This is a genomic window from Baekduia sp. (assembly GCF_035996765.1).
In the GTDB taxonomy this organism is placed as follows: domain Bacteria; phylum Actinomycetota; class Thermoleophilia; order Solirubrobacterales; family Solirubrobacteraceae; genus Baekduia.
In genome coordinates this window covers 76,616-91,697 of record NZ_DASYJG010000074.1, presented here as the reverse complement: position 1 = coordinate 91,697, position 15,082 = coordinate 76,616, and the positions used below count along the sequence as shown (strand labels likewise).

The 15,082-nt window shown below is 70.6% G+C and carries 16 protein-coding genes; 5 read left to right on the top strand and 11 right to left on the bottom strand.

Annotation, left to right across the window (positions count from 1 at the left end; translation table 11 throughout):
* Positions 1 to 886 (bottom strand): NAD(P)/FAD-dependent oxidoreductase (locus VGO10_RS16545; RefSeq protein WP_327470344.1); only part of this gene is annotated, 886 nt, incomplete at its 3' end.
* 127 nt (positions 887 to 1,013) lie between these two features.
* On the opposite strand from VGO10_RS16545, the gene VGO10_RS16540 reads away from it, so the two are divergent.
* Positions 1,014 to 1,916, top strand: a complete 903-nt coding sequence (locus VGO10_RS16540) for a DUF559 domain-containing protein (RefSeq protein WP_327470342.1) — start codon at positions 1,014 to 1,016, stop codon at positions 1,914 to 1,916.
* 27 nt (positions 1,917 to 1,943) lie between these two features.
* Here the strand turns inward: VGO10_RS16540 and VGO10_RS16535 are convergent, their stop codons facing one another.
* Genes VGO10_RS16535 through VGO10_RS16510 form a run of 6 tightly spaced genes read right to left on the bottom strand, consistent with a single transcriptional unit; the run spans position 1,944 to position 6,722 of the window.
* Complete coding sequence (locus tag VGO10_RS16535) at positions 1,944 to 2,768, bottom strand: 50S ribosomal protein L11 methyltransferase (RefSeq protein WP_327470340.1); 825 nt, start codon at positions 2,766 to 2,768, stop codon at positions 1,944 to 1,946.
* A complete protein-coding gene (locus VGO10_RS16530) occupies positions 2,765 to 3,907 on the bottom strand; it encodes a J domain-containing protein (protein ID WP_327470338.1) in 1,143 nt (380 codons plus the stop codon). The genes VGO10_RS16535 and VGO10_RS16530 overlap by 4 nt, the downstream gene beginning before the upstream one ends.
* Complete coding sequence (hrcA, locus tag VGO10_RS16525; RefSeq protein WP_327470336.1) at positions 3,904 to 4,926, bottom strand: heat-inducible transcriptional repressor HrcA; 1,023 nt, start codon at positions 4,924 to 4,926, stop codon at positions 3,904 to 3,906. Before hrcA ends, VGO10_RS16530 begins: the two co-directional genes overlap by 4 nt.
* Before the next feature lie 34 nt (positions 4,927 to 4,960).
* Entirely contained in the window at positions 4,961 to 5,353 is a 393-nt protein-coding gene (locus tag VGO10_RS16520; protein WP_327470333.1) for a MaoC/PaaZ C-terminal domain-containing protein, read from the bottom strand.
* Positions 5,350 to 5,787, bottom strand: coding sequence for an FAS1-like dehydratase domain-containing protein (locus tag VGO10_RS16515; protein ID WP_327470331.1), 438 nt, complete (start codon positions 5,785 to 5,787; stop codon positions 5,350 to 5,352). The genes VGO10_RS16520 and VGO10_RS16515 overlap by 4 nt, the downstream gene beginning before the upstream one ends.
* Positions 5,784 to 6,722: a DMT family transporter gene (locus VGO10_RS16510; protein ID WP_327470330.1), complete on the bottom strand. Its 939-nt coding sequence runs from the start codon at positions 6,720 to 6,722 to the stop codon at positions 5,784 to 5,786. Before VGO10_RS16510 ends, VGO10_RS16515 begins: the two co-directional genes overlap by 4 nt.
* Positions 6,723 to 6,771: 49 nt before the next feature.
* On the opposite strand from VGO10_RS16510, the gene VGO10_RS16505 reads away from it, so the two are divergent.
* Positions 6,772 to 8,181, top strand: a complete 1,410-nt coding sequence (locus VGO10_RS16505; protein WP_327470328.1) for a PLP-dependent aminotransferase family protein — start codon at positions 6,772 to 6,774, stop codon at positions 8,179 to 8,181.
* Between the two features lie 528 nt (positions 8,182 to 8,709).
* Entirely contained in the window at positions 8,710 to 9,339 is a 630-nt protein-coding gene (locus VGO10_RS16500; RefSeq protein WP_327470326.1) for a PIG-L deacetylase family protein, read from the top strand.
* Positions 9,340 to 9,392: 53 nt separating this feature from the next.
* Here VGO10_RS16500 and VGO10_RS16495 read toward each other — a convergent pair whose 3' ends face one another.
* A complete protein-coding gene (locus tag VGO10_RS16495; protein ID WP_327470324.1) occupies positions 9,393 to 10,175 on the bottom strand; it encodes an SDR family NAD(P)-dependent oxidoreductase in 783 nt (260 codons plus the stop codon).
* Between the two features lie 10 nt (positions 10,176 to 10,185).
* Entirely contained in the window at positions 10,186 to 10,752 is a 567-nt protein-coding gene (locus VGO10_RS16490; RefSeq protein ID WP_327470322.1) for a hypothetical protein, read from the bottom strand.
* An 80-nt stretch (positions 10,753 to 10,832) separates the two neighbouring features.
* Here VGO10_RS16490 and VGO10_RS16485 point away from each other — a divergent pair, with 80 nt between their 5' ends.
* Entirely contained in the window at positions 10,833 to 11,120 is a 288-nt protein-coding gene (locus tag VGO10_RS16485) for a winged helix-turn-helix transcriptional regulator (protein WP_327470320.1), read from the top strand.
* A gap of 9 nt (positions 11,121 to 11,129) precedes the next feature.
* Here VGO10_RS16485 and lepA read toward each other — a convergent pair whose 3' ends face one another.
* Together lepA and murJ are read right to left on the bottom strand one after the other, a co-directional pair.
* Positions 11,130 to 12,947, bottom strand: a complete 1,818-nt coding sequence (gene lepA / locus VGO10_RS16480; protein ID WP_327470318.1) for a translation elongation factor 4 — start codon at positions 12,945 to 12,947, stop codon at positions 11,130 to 11,132.
* Between the two features lie 103 nt (positions 12,948 to 13,050).
* Positions 13,051 to 14,670, bottom strand: a complete 1,620-nt coding sequence (gene murJ / locus VGO10_RS16475; RefSeq protein WP_327470316.1) for a murein biosynthesis integral membrane protein MurJ — start codon at positions 14,668 to 14,670, stop codon at positions 13,051 to 13,053.
* 84 nt (positions 14,671 to 14,754) lie between these two features.
* On the opposite strand from murJ, the gene rpsT reads away from it, so the two are divergent.
* On the top strand, positions 14,755 to 15,024 hold the full coding sequence (gene rpsT / locus VGO10_RS16470) for a 30S ribosomal protein S20 (protein ID WP_327470314.1): 270 nt from the start codon (positions 14,755 to 14,757) through the stop codon (positions 15,022 to 15,024).
* Positions 15,025 to 15,082: the final 58 nt, after the last annotated feature.

Below are 15,082 nucleotides of genomic sequence, written 5' to 3'. Positions count from 1 at the left end.
CGTGGCCGTCGACGCGCAGCGTGGCGTCGACCCGGATGCGCCCCTGCTCGTCGAGCGGCAGGCCGAGACGCGCGATCACGGGATGCGGCTTGACGCCGGCGGTCCAGACGAGCGTGCGGGTGGGGATGGTCTCGCCGCCGGAGAGGACGGCGGTGTCGGCGGTGACCTCGTCAAGCGTCGTGCTGGTGCGGATCGCAATGCCGCGGCCGCGCAGCTCGCGCATGGCGAAGTCGGCGAGCGGGGCCGGGATCTCGGGCATCACGCGGTCGCGTGCCTCGACCAGGATCCAGCGCATCCCCTGCGTGCGGCAGCGCGGGTAAAGGTCGATGACGTCGGCGGCGAAGTCCTGGAGCTCGGCGAGCCCCTCCAGCCCCGCGTAGCCGGCGCCGACGAAGACGTAGGTCAACCACTTCTTGCGCTCTTGCGGATCCTCGAGCGTCTCGGCGACCTCCAGGGTGCGCAGGACGTGGTTGCGCAGTTCGATCGCCTCGGGCAGCGACTTGAAGCCGATGCCGTGCTCGGCGAGGCCGGGAATCGGCAGCGTGCGGCTGACGCTGCCCATCGCGACGACGAGGTGATCGTAGTTGAGGGTCTCGACCGTGCCCTTCAGCGTGCGGACCTGGATCGCCTTGTCGGTGGGTGCGCCGCCAATGACGGTGCCGAGCCGCAAGTGCGTGCGCTTGAGCTCCTCGCGCAGGGGCACCACGACATGCCGCGGCTCGAGGGTGCCGGCCGCCGCGCCGGGCAGCAGCGGCGTGTAGAGCATGAAGTTGACGTCGTTGACGAGCGTGATCCGCGCCGCTTGTGGCGGGAGGGCGCGTTCGAGGGCGCGGGCGGCGTAAAAGCCCCCGAACCCACCACCAGCGATGACGACATGCCAGGCCATGGCTTCGAGGCTAGCCCCATGGCGGCCACGAGACCAACCGCACGATGTCGCGTCAGACGGGGGGCGAGTTTCGGGTCGCGGTCGCCTATACCCCGACATGAGGGGTAAACGCGATCTGGATCGCCGAATGAGCGTGGTGGCCACCGAACAACATGGTGTGGTGATTCGTCGGCAGCTGCGGGAGATCGGGCTCTCCGACAAGAACATCGACTACCGGATCGCAGCCGGGCGGCTGATCCGAATCTCGTCGGGGGTGTTCGCCGTCGGGCATTGCAGCCTCACGAGGGAGGGCCGTTGGATGGCCGCTGTGCTCGGGTGCGGCGAGCGGGCGGTGCTCAGCCACCATGACGCGTCGGCGCATTGGGGTCTGACAGCCACCCGCGGGTCCCTTGTCCACGTCACGACGCCCCAGCGTTCGGGTCGTGTCTCGGATCCGCGCCGCGTCAGGCTCCACCGCGTCGGGACGCTGACCGCCGACGAGACCACACTGCATCACGCCCTCCCAGTCACCACCCCGGCCCGCACACTCCTCGACATCGCATCGATCCTGCGTCCTAGAGCACTCGAGGACGCCATCGCACAGGCAGACCGGTTGGGCCTCTTCGACCTCGTGGCCGTGAGCCGCGTCCTCGGCGCCCATCCGCGCCAGCACGGGGCGCCACGACTTCGACGAGTGCTCGAAGTGATCACCGGCGCGGGAGCTGCAGAGACGCGAAGCCCACTCGAAGTCGCACTGCTCCAACTCTGCGACGACTACGACCTGCCGACGCCCGTGACAAACGTGGCGCTCGCGGGGTTCATCGTGGATTTCCACTGGGCCGAGACCGACCTCGTCGTCGAGACGGACGGATATGCCTATCACTCGATGCCTTCGGCCTTCGAGGCCGATCGCGAGCGCGATCAACTCCTCGCACTCGCCGGATATCGCGTCGTGCGCTTGACCTACAACCAGGTGACGCGTCGCCGGAGCCAGACCGCTCGGCGGCTTCGCGAACTCCTCGCGACATCCAGGTCGAATGAGCCCCAATAGCTGGGGTGAAAGCGACCTCGACCGGATCTAGGGACGACGGAGGACGAGGGCGGCCCATTCGGCGCTGGTGCGGCGGTCGGTCTCGTGGAGGCCGTGGCGTGCGAAGGCCGCGGCGATCTCGTCGGCTTCGTGGGTCAGGAGGCCGGAGGCGATCAGGGTGTGCGGGGCGTCGCCTGCGGTGAAGCCTGCGCGGGCGACGCAGAGGAGCAAAGGACGGAGGAGGTTGGCGAGGACGAGGGGTGCGGTTGGTATCGGGCCGCCGCGGATGAGGTCGAAGCGCTCGACGGTGACCGTGACGCCGTTGGCCTCGGCGTTCTCGGCGGTCGCGCGGACGGACTCGAGCTCGTGGTCGACGCCCGCGACCGGGCCCCAGCCGAGCTTGGCGGCGGCAATTGCCAGGACCCCGGAGCCGCAACCGAGGTCCATGACGCCGGCGGCGTCCGGGACGTCCTCGTCGGCCAGCAGCTCGAGGCAAAGCCGCGTCGTGTGGTGCGCGCCGGTCCCGAACGCCTGCCCGGGATCGATGACCAAGTCCATCAGGTCGTCATGTGCCGGCTCCCACGGCGGACGCACGTACAGCCGGCCGCCGATCTCGATCGGCCGGTGGAACTGGCGCCAGCGGTCGGCCCAGTCGTCGGCAACCTCGGTCGTGACGACTTCGACCAGCGCGCCGCCGGCGGCCGCCTGCACATCCGGAAGATCCGGTAGCTCGCCCGGCGCGCCGTAGACCGCGTACTCGATGACACCACCGGCCAGGTCGGTCTCCTCCACCCCGCCCGGTGCGAGCTCCAGCAACTCGGCGAGGACGACGTCGGCGTCCTCCCGCCGCACCCGTACTGCTAAGCGGATCACCGGTGAAAGAGCCTGCGCAGCTTGCCGACCATCGACTCGCCGTCGTCGCGCAGCTGCTCGGGCGTGATCGAGGCCGACAGCTCCTCGAGCAGCTCGCGCTGCTGGGCGTTGAGTCGACGTGGGATCACGACGTTGGCCACCACGCGCAGGTCGCCGAAGCGGCCCTGACGCCGCAGCATCGGCATCCCCTTGTCCTTGACCGTCAGCACCGCGCCCGGCTGGGTGCCGCCCGGCACCTCGATGGCGACATCACCATCAGGATGCTCGATCGTCACCGTCGTGCCCAGCGCGGCCAGCGGCGCCGGGATGTCGGCGACCGTCACGAGGTCGTCGCCATCACGCAGCCAGCCGTCGCCGAGGGCAACTTGGACAACAACGTACAAGTCACCCGGAGGCCCACCGTGGTCGCCAGCGTGGCCGCGCTCGCCCAGCCGGATCCGCTGGCCATCGGCGATGCCCGCCGGCACGTCGACCTCCAGCCGCCGGTGGCCCACGACCAGGCCGCGGCCATCACAGGTCTCGCACGGCTGCGTGGCGATCTTGCCGTCGCCGCCGCACTTGTCACAAGCGACCTGCCGCACGACCTGTCCGAAGGGCGATCGCGTCACCGCCTGCAGGACGCCGTGCCCGGCGCACTTGTCACAGGTCTCGATCGGCGTGCCGGGCTCGGCGCCATTGCCCTTGCAGTGCTCGCAGCGGTCGATCGCCTCGTAGCCGACCGCCACCTTCGCGCCCCGGTAGGCCTGGTCGAGATCGATCTCGACGGCGACCGCGATGTCCTCGCCCTGACGCGGGCCGGTCCGCGTCCCGCCGCCGAAGCCCCCGCCGAACGAGCCGCCGAAGAACGCGTCGAAGAGGTCGGAGATCGACCCGAAGCCGTCGAAGTTCGGCGCCTGGCCGCCGGACCGCAAGCCCTCGTGGCCGTAACGGTCGTAGGTCGCGCGACGCTCGGCGTCGTTGAGGATCTCGTAGGCCTCGGCCGCCGCCTTGAACTTCTCCTCGGCGTCGGGGTCGTGGCTGTTGACGTCGGGATGCAGCTCGCGCGCGAGCTTGCGGAACGCCTTCTTGATGGTCGTCTCGTCGGCGTCTCGGGCGACGCCGAGCACCTCATAGGGGTCGCTGGGCACGGTAGAGCTCATGATCCGTAAACGTCCTCGATGAAGCGCGAGAGCTCATGGGCTGCTTCGCGTACTGAGCGGATGGCGCGCGGGTAGTCCATGCGGACCGGGCCGATGACCGACACGGTTCCGAGCTTGCGGGTCGGCAGGCCGTAGCCGGCGCCGACGACCGCGAGCGACTGCAGCGCGGGGGCTTGGTTCTCAGAGCCGATGCGCACCAGCACGTCGGGCTCCTGCAGCGCGGCGCGCAGGAGGCCCAGCAGCGTCGCGCGCCGCTCGAGCATGTGCATCAACTCGTTGATCTGGGCGAGATCCTGGACGCGATGCTCGCCGATCAGGCGCGCGGTGCCGTCGACATACAGCGTGTCCTCGGAGGTCTCGACCAGCTCGGTGAAGATCGGGGTGAGCTGCTCCAGGAAGGTGCGCTCGTTGGGCGTGAGGCTGGTGTCGGCCAGGCGCAGATGCAGCATCCGGGCGCCGAGCCCGACGCCGGTGAGGCGCTCGTCGAGGAACTGGCCGGCCCAGGAGGCGAGGCCGGAGTCGACCGGACGATCGAAGGTGAAGACGCGCTTGGTCACGCCGCCGGTCGAGGTGATCACCACCACCATCAGAACCTGCGGCTGCAACAGCAGGACCTCGACGTGGCGGATGACCGCGGTGTCGATCGGGGGCGCCGAGACGATCGCCAGCAGGTTGGTGACCTGCGAGAGCGTCTCGGAGGTCACGCGCATCGCCTCGTCGACCTCGCGGCGGATCAGCTGCAGACCAAGGGGCCGCTCGCCGGCGGGGACCAGCGTGCCGCCACTCAACTGGTCGACGTACCAGCGGTGGCCGGCGTCGGTCGGGACGCGGCCCGCGGAGGTGTGCGGGTGCGCGAGCAGCCCGTTCTCCTCCAACATCGACAGCTCGTTGCGGATCGTCGACGGACCGGCCTCGATCTCGGGGTCGGCGGCGAGCGTCTTGGAGCCCACGGGCAGGCCGGTCTCGGTGTAGGACTCGACGACCTTGCGTAGGAGCAGCTCTTGGCGGGGCGAGAGCAATTCCCGCCACAGTCTAGTTTCCGCGCGTGCCGCGTCAGTCGACGCGGACTTCGGCGTCGCCGCGGCGCACGATCGTCGTGCCCGCCTGGGTCGCCTCGGTGTCGATGTGCGCGACGCCGTCCTCGATGGAGCGGACCTTCGAGGTGACGACGATCTCCTGCTCCAGCACGCCCATCCCGCGGAAGCCGACGCTGAGGCGTTGCAGCGTGTGCGGGCCGCCCGCGGCCTCGGTCTGGGCGCGGGCGACCTGGGCCATCGTCCACAGCCCGTGGAGGATCCGCCCGGGCAGGCCGACCTGCTTGGCGAACTCCTCGTCGATGTGGATGGGGTTGAAGTCCCCGGAGGCGCCGGCGTAGCGGACGGTCAGGTAGCGGTCGGGGGTGATCTTCAGCTCGGACAGCTCCTGGCCGGGCTCGAAGGTGGTCATGCCGCTCCTCGCACCACGTTGGTCCAGGTGCCCACGCTCACGGTGTGGCCGTCCTGGTTGGTGGACACCGACTCGAAGACGAAGAAGCCGTTGCCGCCGCGCTCGTCGATCGACTTGACCGTGACGGCCGTGGTGATCTCGTCGCCGGCGACGACCAAGGGCCCCCACTTGAACTCCTGGCCGCCGTGGACCAGGCGAGCGAAGTTGATGTTGAGCTCCGGATCGAAGTAGGCCGGGCCCATCGCCGGGCTGCAGTAGACGACGGCGAACATCGGCGGCGCGACGACGTCGGCGTAGCCCGCGCCGCGCGCGGCCTCGTGGTCGAGATGCAGCGGGTCGATCTCCCCCGTCACCCGCGCGTACTCCTTGATCTTCTCCCGGCCCACCGCGTAGAGCGTGGGCGGATAGGACTTGCCGACGGGCGTGGGCGTCATGCGCGACGTGATCCTACCCGCGTGCGCTGCGTCGCCACCACGCAGGCGAGGACCACGAGCGCCGCGAGGACGGTGGCGGGACCGACGGACTCGCCGAGGATCAGCGCGGCCCAGATCAGGCTCAGCACCGGCTGGGCGAGCTGGACCTGGCCGATCTTGGCGACGCCCCCGCGGGCGAGCCCGGCGTACCAGGCGAAGAACCCCAAGAACATCGAGATGACCGACACGTAGGCGAACCCGAGCCATGCCGTGGTGCCCGCGTGCGCGCCGTCGTGGAGGAGCGCGATGGTCGTGACCGTGAGCGTCGCCGGCAGGCTGAGCACGAGCGCCCAGCAGATCGTGCGCGCGCCGCCGAGCTCACGGCTGAGGCGACCGCCCTCGGCGTAGCCGAGCGCGCAGAGCAGGACGGCGGCCAGCAGCTCGAGGTCGGGCGCGCCGAGGTCGCCCCCGCCGCGGGTGAGGGCGAAGGCCAGGACGGCCGCGAGGCCGGCCGCGCTGGCCAGCCAGAAGGCGCGCGTCGGGCGCTCGCCGGCGAGCAGGACGGCGGCCACCGCGGTGGCGGCGGGGAGCATCCCGACGACGACGGCGCCGTGGGAGGCGGGCAGGTGGTGCAGGGCGAGCGACGTGAAGAGCGGGAAGCCGACGACGACGCCCGTGGCCACGAGGGCGAGCGAGCGCCACTGCTTTGGCGTGGGCCGGGGCGCACGGGTGATCGTGAGGACGAGCGCGCTGAGCAGGCCGGCGACGACCGCGCGGCCGAAGGCGACGAGCCACGGGTCGAGGTCGGCGACGGCCAGGCGCGTGGCGGGCAGCGAGAACGAGAAGGCGAGGACGCCGAGGGCCCCGAGCAGGAGGCCGGGTGGAAGCGCCGACCGGCGGTGGGCGAGCGATCGGTGAGCGCGTGCCAGCGGACCGGCGGATGCCGCGCGCTGCACGCGACCTTGCGTTATCGTGCACGCTGCAGTAACGTTACTCTTGTTACTCATGATTGACGGTAACACACAGAGCCGTGTTATCGAGGATGTGCGGACGGCTGCCCGTGCCCTCCCCCCGGGCAGCCGCCTGCCATCTGTTCGCGAGCTGATGGCGCGCCACCGCGCGTCGCCCGTCACCGTCCAGCGCGCGCTCGCGCAGTTGGCCGGCGAGGGGCTCGTCGTGCCGCGGCCGGGGCGCGGCACGTTCGTGGCCGAGCGCAGCGAGCCGGCTGTCGATGCCGGCCTCCCTCGCGCACCCGACCTTGACTGGCAGGAGATCGCGCTGGCTGATCGCCCGCCGCTGCCTGCCGCGTCGCTGGACCAGCTGCTTGCCGTCGGTCCGCCGGGCGCGATCGCCCTGACCGGCGGCTATCTGGCGCCCGAGCTGCAGCCGCTCGCAGCATTGGGCTCCGCGTTGGGGCGCGCGGCGCGACGGCCGGAGACGTGGGGCCGGCTCGCGGTCGAGGGGCTCGAGCCGCTGCGCGCGTGGTTCGCGCGCGAGGCCGGCGGCCACCTGCGCGGCCACGACGTGGTCATCTGCAGCGGCGGCCAAGCCGCGCTGTCGACGACCTTCCGTGCGCTGTCGGCACCGGGCGAGCCGGTGCTCGTCGAGTCCCCCACCTACCTCGGCGCAATCGCCGCCCTGCGCGCCGCGGGCCTGCGCCCGGTGCCCGTTCCGACCGACGAGCACGGGGTCCGCCCCGAGTTGCTGGCCGGCGCCTTCGCGCTGACCGGCGCGCGCGTCTTCTATTGCCAGCCGCTGCACGCCAATCCGACCGGCGCGACGCTGTCCGAGGATCGCCGGGAGGCCGTGCTGGAGGTCGTCGCCGCTGCGGGGGCGTTCCTGATCGAGGACGACTGGGCGCGGGATCTGCGCATCGACGGTGAGGCACCGGCGCCGCTGGCCGCCGATGATCCCGACGGCCACGTCGTGTACGTGCGGTCGCTGACGAAGTCTGCGGCGCCGGGGCTCCGCGTCGCCGCGGTCAGCGCGCGGGGCGCGGCGGGCGCGCGGCTGAAGGACGCGCGGATCATCGACGACTTCTTCGTGTCGGGTCCGTTGCAGCACGCGACGCTGGAGCTGGTCAGCGCCCCTGCGTGGCGACGACATCTGCGGGGGTTGCGGGTGGAGTTGCGCGTGCGCCGCGACGCGCTCGTCGCGGCGTTGGGCGAGCACCTGCCCTCATGGGAGCTGGCGAACGTGCCGGCCGGCGGGTTGCACGTCTGGGTCCGGCTGCCGGACGGGACCGACGACGTGGCGCTGACCGCACGGGCCGCGGCAGCCGGCGTCCTGGTCTCGCCCGGCCGTCCGTGGTTCGCCGCCGAGCCGCCGGCGCCGCATCTGCGGCTGACGTTCGCGGGCGCGCCGGCCAACGAGCTGGCCGAGGGCGTGCGGCGGCTGGCTGGCGTGGCGGGATGACGGGTCGTTCGTAGGGAAGCGCTCTCCGCGAGCACCGGCGTACGAACGACCGCGGTGCCCAGCGCGCAGCGCGGTCGGACCACGTGGCGTGGTTCGTCGGCGGCGAGGAGTGAAGGTTCGTGGCGGCTCGAAGCGGGATCTGGCGTCCGCCGGCGTCCGGCTGCGAGCAACGGACGCTCGATCGCACCTGGTCCGCGTATATCGCAGTCCAGGTGCGACGGGGTGGGCCTGTCTGCCGCCGTCTACCGGCCGCAAAGAGGCCCACCTGCTGGCGACATGCCGTGATCGACCGACGTGGGCCCGTACGCCGACGCATACCGGCCGCGAACAGGCCCACCCTCCCGAGAGCGCTGGCGGATGGCCGCAACGGCACGTTCCTCCGGACCGTGCGCCGCGCGGACGAGCAACCCCCGGCCGAGCCGCCACTCACCTTCACTCCTTCGCCGCCGACAGGCCACGCCACGCAGAGCGACCGACGCTCCGCGCTGGACGCCAGCCACCTCCCGTCCTGCCACCATCAACGCCTTCGTGCCCACCACCATCGTCGCCGTCACCCCCACGCTCTCGGACGCCGTCCAGTCGGCCGGCGCCACGCTGCACCGCCATGCCGCCGACGGCCATCCGGTCATCGTCGTCAGCGTCTTCTCGAACGACGGCGGGAGCGAGGATGCACAGGCCGCCCGGGCCCTCGGCCTCTCCGGCGTCGTGCACCTCGCGCTCGATCCGGCGTCCGGCCGCGGTTACGCCGACGACCGCGCCCACGACGGCCTCACACCCGATGACGACGCGCCGAAGGTCGCCGCATCGGTGCTGGCGCTCGCGCTGGGACGCCTGAAGCCCGACCTGATCCTCGCGCCGCTGGGCCTCACCGGTCACGTCGACCATCTTGTCGTCGAACTCGCGCTCGACGAGCTGGAGCTGCCGCGGCTGCGTTGGCTCGACCTCCCGTACGCGCTGCGCCGCACGGCCGGTGCACCGCTGGGCGCCGGAGAGGTCGTCGCGGTCCCGGCCTCCGAGCCCCATCTCGCGGCCAAGCTCGCAGCGGCTTCGGCCTACGGTGCGGAGACCGACCGCCTCGCCGCGCATGCCGCCAGTGAGGGCGAACGGCTCGGCGCGGGTGGGCCGGTCGAGATCCTCGTGCAGCGACCGGCGACCTAGATGATGATGTTGACCGCGCCGGACCATCGCCAGAATAGGCCTCCACGGAAGACCTACACGATGGTGGCGATCGTCCCTCCATCCGCCGACCACGCCGCACCCGCCACGTTGCCTGCCCGCTCCGAGCACAGGAACACCACCACGTCGGCGATCTCCTGCGGCGTGCCGAAGCGCCCGCGCGGGATCTTGGCCGCGGCCGCCTCCAACGCCTCCTCGCGCGTGATCCCGCGAGCAGCGGCCGTCTGATCAGCCAGCCCGCCCTCGCCCGTCCACAGCGGCGACCTGGTTGGCCCGGGCGCCACCGCGTTGACCAGGACGCCACGCGACGCATACGCATCGGCGAACGCACGCGAGACCGACAGCTGCCCGGCCTTGGCCACCGAGTAGGCCGCGTTGGAGGCCGACGGCCGCTTGCCCGACGACGACGCGACGTTGACGATCCTGCCCCATCCGCGCTCGGCCATCAGCGGTGCGGCGAGCCGCATCAACCGCATCGGCGCCATGACGTGCAGCTCGTGCTGGTCGCGCCAGTCGTCGTCGGTCAACTCGTCCAGCGCCACGTTGCGCGACGTTCCGGCGTTGTTGACCAACACGTCCAACCGCCCGAACTGCTCGCTCGCCGTGGCGACGATCCGCGCCGCGCAGTCGGGGTCGGTCACATCGGCGGCCAGCCACTCCGCTCCGAGATCCTCAGCCGCCGCGCTCAGCCGCTCCTCGTCGCGCGCGACCATCAACACCCGTGCGCCCTCGGCGACCAGCCGGCTGCTGACGGCCATGCCGATGCCGCGGCTCGCGCCCGTCACGACGCAGACGCGCTCGTCCAATCCCAGATCCATGGTGCCGAAACTAGCCCACGGCGGCCGGCACCGCGGTCGCCCATGGCTCGGCCTCCACCGCGAACGCCCCACAGGCGAACGACACGAGGTGGTAGAAGCCGGCGAGGCAGACGAGCTCGACGAGCTGGTCGTCGGCGTAGGCCGCGCGCAGCGCCGTCCACGTCGGATCGCTCAGCGCGGCGGTGTCGTGCAGCTCGTCGCACATCGCCACCAACAAGGCCTGGCGCGGCGTGAACGCCGGATCGTCCGCCGTGCCGTGCCACGTCGCACGCAACCAGTCGTCGCCGGCGCCGATGGCCGGCGCGAAGAGCGCCGCGTGCACGCCCCACTCGTAGGCCGCTCCGCAGCGCGCGGTCGTGCGGTGGATCACCGTCTCGCGGTCGGCCGGATCGATCCGGCCGAAGGAGAGCAGCGCCGAACCGACCTGGCGGAAGCGCTCCAGCAGCGCATCGTGGTGCGCGAGCGTGCGGAAGAGCGCCAGCGGCTCGACCTCGTCGCGGCCGCCCATCAGGCGCCTCAACGCGGTCGACACCTCCTCGGTGAACGGGGGCTCCAGTGGCGCGACACGGGCAGACATGCGATGCTCTCCGTGGTTCGATTTCCAAAGCGTACGTCTTGCCGCCACGGTAGCGGTTCGATTTCCGAAGCACAAGGCCAATGCCCTCCAAGCACCCCATCAACGACCTTCTCGAGCTGCTCGGCCGCCGCTGGATGCTGCGCGTGCTGTGGGAGCTGCGCGACGGTCCGCTCCCCTTCCGCCGCCTGCGCGAGGCGTGCGACGAGGTGTCGACCAGCGTGTTGAGCCAGCGTCTGCGCGAGCTGCGCGATGAGCGCCTCGTGGCCGTCGACGAGGCCGGCGCCTACGGGCTGACCGACGACGGCCGCGCGCTCGGCGACCAGTTGATCGCGCTCGACGCTTGGGCTCGGCGCCGCGCCGCCCGCTAGACCGCCGCGCTACTTGTTGGGGCGGTCGTCGCCCAATTCCAGCACCGCGAGGAACGCCTCCTGCGGCACCTCGATGCGCCCGACCTGCTTCATGCGCTTCTTGCCTTCCTTCTGGCGCTCCAGCAGCTTGCGCTTGCGGCTGATGTCGCCGCCGTAGCACTTGGCCGTCACGTCCTTGCGGTAGGCCTTCACCGTCTCGCGCGCGACGATCGCCGAGCCGATCGCGGCCTGGATCGGCACGTCGAACTGCTGGCGCGGGATCTTCTTGCGCAGCTTCTCGGTGAGGTTGCGGCCGATCTCATAGGCCTTGTCCTTGTGCACCACCATGGACAGCGCGTCGACCGGGTCGCCGGCGAGCAGCACGTCGAGCTTCGCCAGGTTCGACGGCCGGAGCCCCAGCAGCTCGTAGTCCAGCGACGCGTAGCCGCGCGTGCGCGACTTCAGCTGGTCGAAGAAGTCCAGGACGATCTCTGACAACGGCAGGTCGTAGTGCAGCTGCACGCGGTCGGCCGAGAGGTAGTGCATGCCGGCATGCTCGCCGCGGCGTTCCTGGCAGAGCTCCATCGTCACGCCCACGTACTCCTTGGGGAGCAGGATGGAGGCCTTGATGTAGGGCTCGCGAATCTCCTGGATTCGCGCGGGATCGGGCATGTCGGAGGGGTTGTGGACCTCGACGATGTCGCCGTTGGTCAGCGTCACCTCAAAGCTCACCGACGGCATCGTCGCCATCAGCTCGAGGTCGTACTCGCGCTCCAGCCGCTCACGCACGATGTCCATGTGCAACAACCCCAAGAATCCGCAGCGGAAGCCGAAGCCGAGCGCGTCGGAGGTCTCGGGCTCCCACGCCAGCGCGGCGTCGTTGAGCGACAGTTTCTCCAAGGCATCGCGGAAGTCCGCGTAGTCATCGTTCTCGATCGGGAAGAGCCCGCAGAAGACCATCGGCTTGACCTCGCGATAGCCGGGCAGCGCCTCGGTCGCGCCGTTGCGCTTGGTCGTCAGCGTGTCGCCCACCCGCAGCTTGGTGACGTCCTTAATGCCGGTAATCAGATAGCCGACCTCGCCGGCCGCTAACTCGTCGACCGGCGTCATCGCCGGGGTGAAGAAGCCGATGTCGTCGATGTCGGCCTCTGTGGAGGTGGCGATCGCGCGGATCGCCTCGCCTCGGCGAAAGACACCGTCGACCACGCGGATGTAGGCCACGACGCCGCGGTACTGGTCGAACTGCGAGTCGAAGATCAACGCGCGCGCCGGAGCGCCGCGGTCGCCGCCCGGCGCGGGCACGCGCTCGACGAGCTGCTCGAGCACCTCGGTCACGCCAGCGCCGGTCTTGCCGGAGATGACCAGGATCGACTCGGGGTCCTCGCCGATCAGCTCGGCAACCTCGCCTGCGACGCGCTCGGGCTCGGCGCCCGGCAGGTCGATCTTGTTCAGGCACGGGATCAGCTCAAGCCCGGCCTCGACGGCGAGATAGGTGTTGGCGACCGTCTGGGCCTCGACGCCCTGGGAGGCGTCGACGACGAGCAGCGCCCCCTCGCACGCGTTCAGCGACCGCGACACCTCGTAGGTGAAGTCGACGTGGCCGGGCGTGTCGATGAGGTGCAGCTGGTAGGTCTTGCCGTCCTTGGCCTTGTAGTAGACGCGAACGGCCTGCGACTTGATCGTGATCCCCCGCTCGCGCTCCAGGTCCATCGAGTCCAGCAGCTGCTCGCGCATGTCGCGCGAGGCCACCGTCTGGGTCATCTCCAGGATGCGATCGGCCAGGGTCGACTTCCCGTGGTCGATGTGGGCGATGATCGAGAAGTTGCGGATGAGGCTCTGGTCAGACAAGCGGCCGCCCAGGATATGACGAACTGCTCGCCCAGGGGCTCGCGTTCGTGGCGGCGTTCGCCCAGGGGGCGAAGCCGCGGCCCGCCCAGACCGGGCGTTGTCGCTACGCGCGGCCGAGACGGCCGGCAACGAGGCGGCGCAGCTGCTCGGCCTCGGGCAGCCGCATCGCGAGCACCACGTAGGCGTAGATCGCGGTGCCGATGGTCAGCCCGCCACCGACCGAGATCACCTGGCCGATCAGGCTGCGGCCGAAGATCCAGTCCAACCCGGCCCAGCCGACCCACGCGCCGATGCCGAACCACACGGCCGCGATCAGCATCCCCATCACCGCTTCCATCGTGTCGCGCAACTCAAGTTGATTGTCGAGCTCGCGCTTGAGGTAGAAGTACTGCGCGGCGGCGAGCGCGAGGTCGGCGATGGCGGTGCCCGCGACGACGCCGCCGATGCCGAGCGGCAGCAGCGCGATCGAGACGCCGATGTTGACCACCAGGTTGGCCACCGACAGATAGGTGACCGCCCACGGCTTCTGCAGGCTGAAGAACGAGCGCGTGAGCAGCAGGTTGACGCCGCTGAAGGGCAGGCTGAAGGAGAACCAGAACAGCGCGGTGGCGACGAGGGTCGTGTCAGCCGCGGTGAACTCGCCGCGCTGGTAGACGAGGCGGATCATCGGCGTGGCGAGGACGGCCGTCGCCGCCGCGGCCGGGAGCAACATCAGGAAGATCAGGCGCAGGCCGTTGCCGATCGTCGCGCGCAGGCCCGTGAGGTCACGGCGGGCCGCCAGCCGGCTGAGCTGCGGGAACAGGACGGTCGCGATCGCGACGCTGAACATCCCCTGCGGGAGCATGTACACGCGGAACGCGGCCTCGATCGCGCGCGGGCCCTCCTCGGAGACGAAGCCCGCGAGGTAGTAGTTGGCCAAGGCGTTGAAGTTGATGAGGCCGAGGCCGAGCGTGACCGGCAGCATCAGCACGAAGACGCGCTTGACCCGCGGGTCGCGCCAGTCGAAGGACCACTCGAAGTGGAAGCCGACGGTCTTGAGGACCGGGAGCGCCATCGCGAACTGCACCGCGGTGCCGACCAGGATCCCGATGGCGTAGGCGTACAACTGCTCGTCGCCATGGAACAGCGGCCGGGCGCCGACCATGAACACCATGATCACGATGTTCCAGACCAGCGCCGAGAGCGCCGGGATCGTGAAGTGGTCGTAGGCCTGGAGGATCCCGACGACCAGGCCGTTGAGCCCGAGGATCAGCACGATCGGGAAGAGGACGCGGCTGAAGCCGACCGCAAGCTGGTCGGCGTGTGCGGAGAACTTCCCCGGCGCGATCGCCGGCACGAGCCATCCTGCGGTGAGGATGAACAGGATCGTGATGACGCTCAGCACGATCAGGATCACCATCAGGAGCGTCGAGGCCAGGCGGAACGCCTCGCGCTTCTTGCCCTCCTCCTGGAGCTCGGTGAAGATCGGGACGAACGCTGCGCTAAGGGCCGAGTCGGCAAAGAGCGAGCGGACGACGTTCGGGAGCGCGAAGGCGAACGTGAACGCGCTGAATGCCGGGGTCAGGCCGAAGAAGGCCGAGGCGAGCACCTCGCGCATGAGGCCGGCCACGCGGCTGAGGCCGGTGAGGATCGAGAAGATCGCGGTGTTGCGCGCGAAGGAGCGTCGCGGTGGGCGCGGGGACGCCTCGGAGCGGTCGCCCGCGGGTGGTGCCTCGCTCGTCACTGGGCGCGGATGCTACGGCGCGGACCGGGCACGTCGGCCCGCGCCGCGCCGCGCGCGCTGGCCCGCTAGAATTGTCCGTCGCTCATGGCGAACATTCACTCGCAGAAGAAGCGCATCCTCCGGGCAGAGCGTGAGCGCCTGGAGAATCGCCGCTACACGTCCACCATCAAGACCTACTTCCGTCGCCTCGAGGCCACGGTCGCCGAGGGGGACGACGCGAAGGCCGACGCCGAGCATCGCGACCTCGTGCAGACGATCGACAAGGCCGTCAAGCGCGGCGCGTTGCATCGCAACACGGGCGCGCGCAAGAAGGCCCGTGCGGCTCGCGTGCGCACCGGCGCTCCTGCTGCCTAGCCTTCAGTAAGCGGCGCTCGCACGCCGCTGGTTGTGCCTTTGACGGCCCCCGATCTTC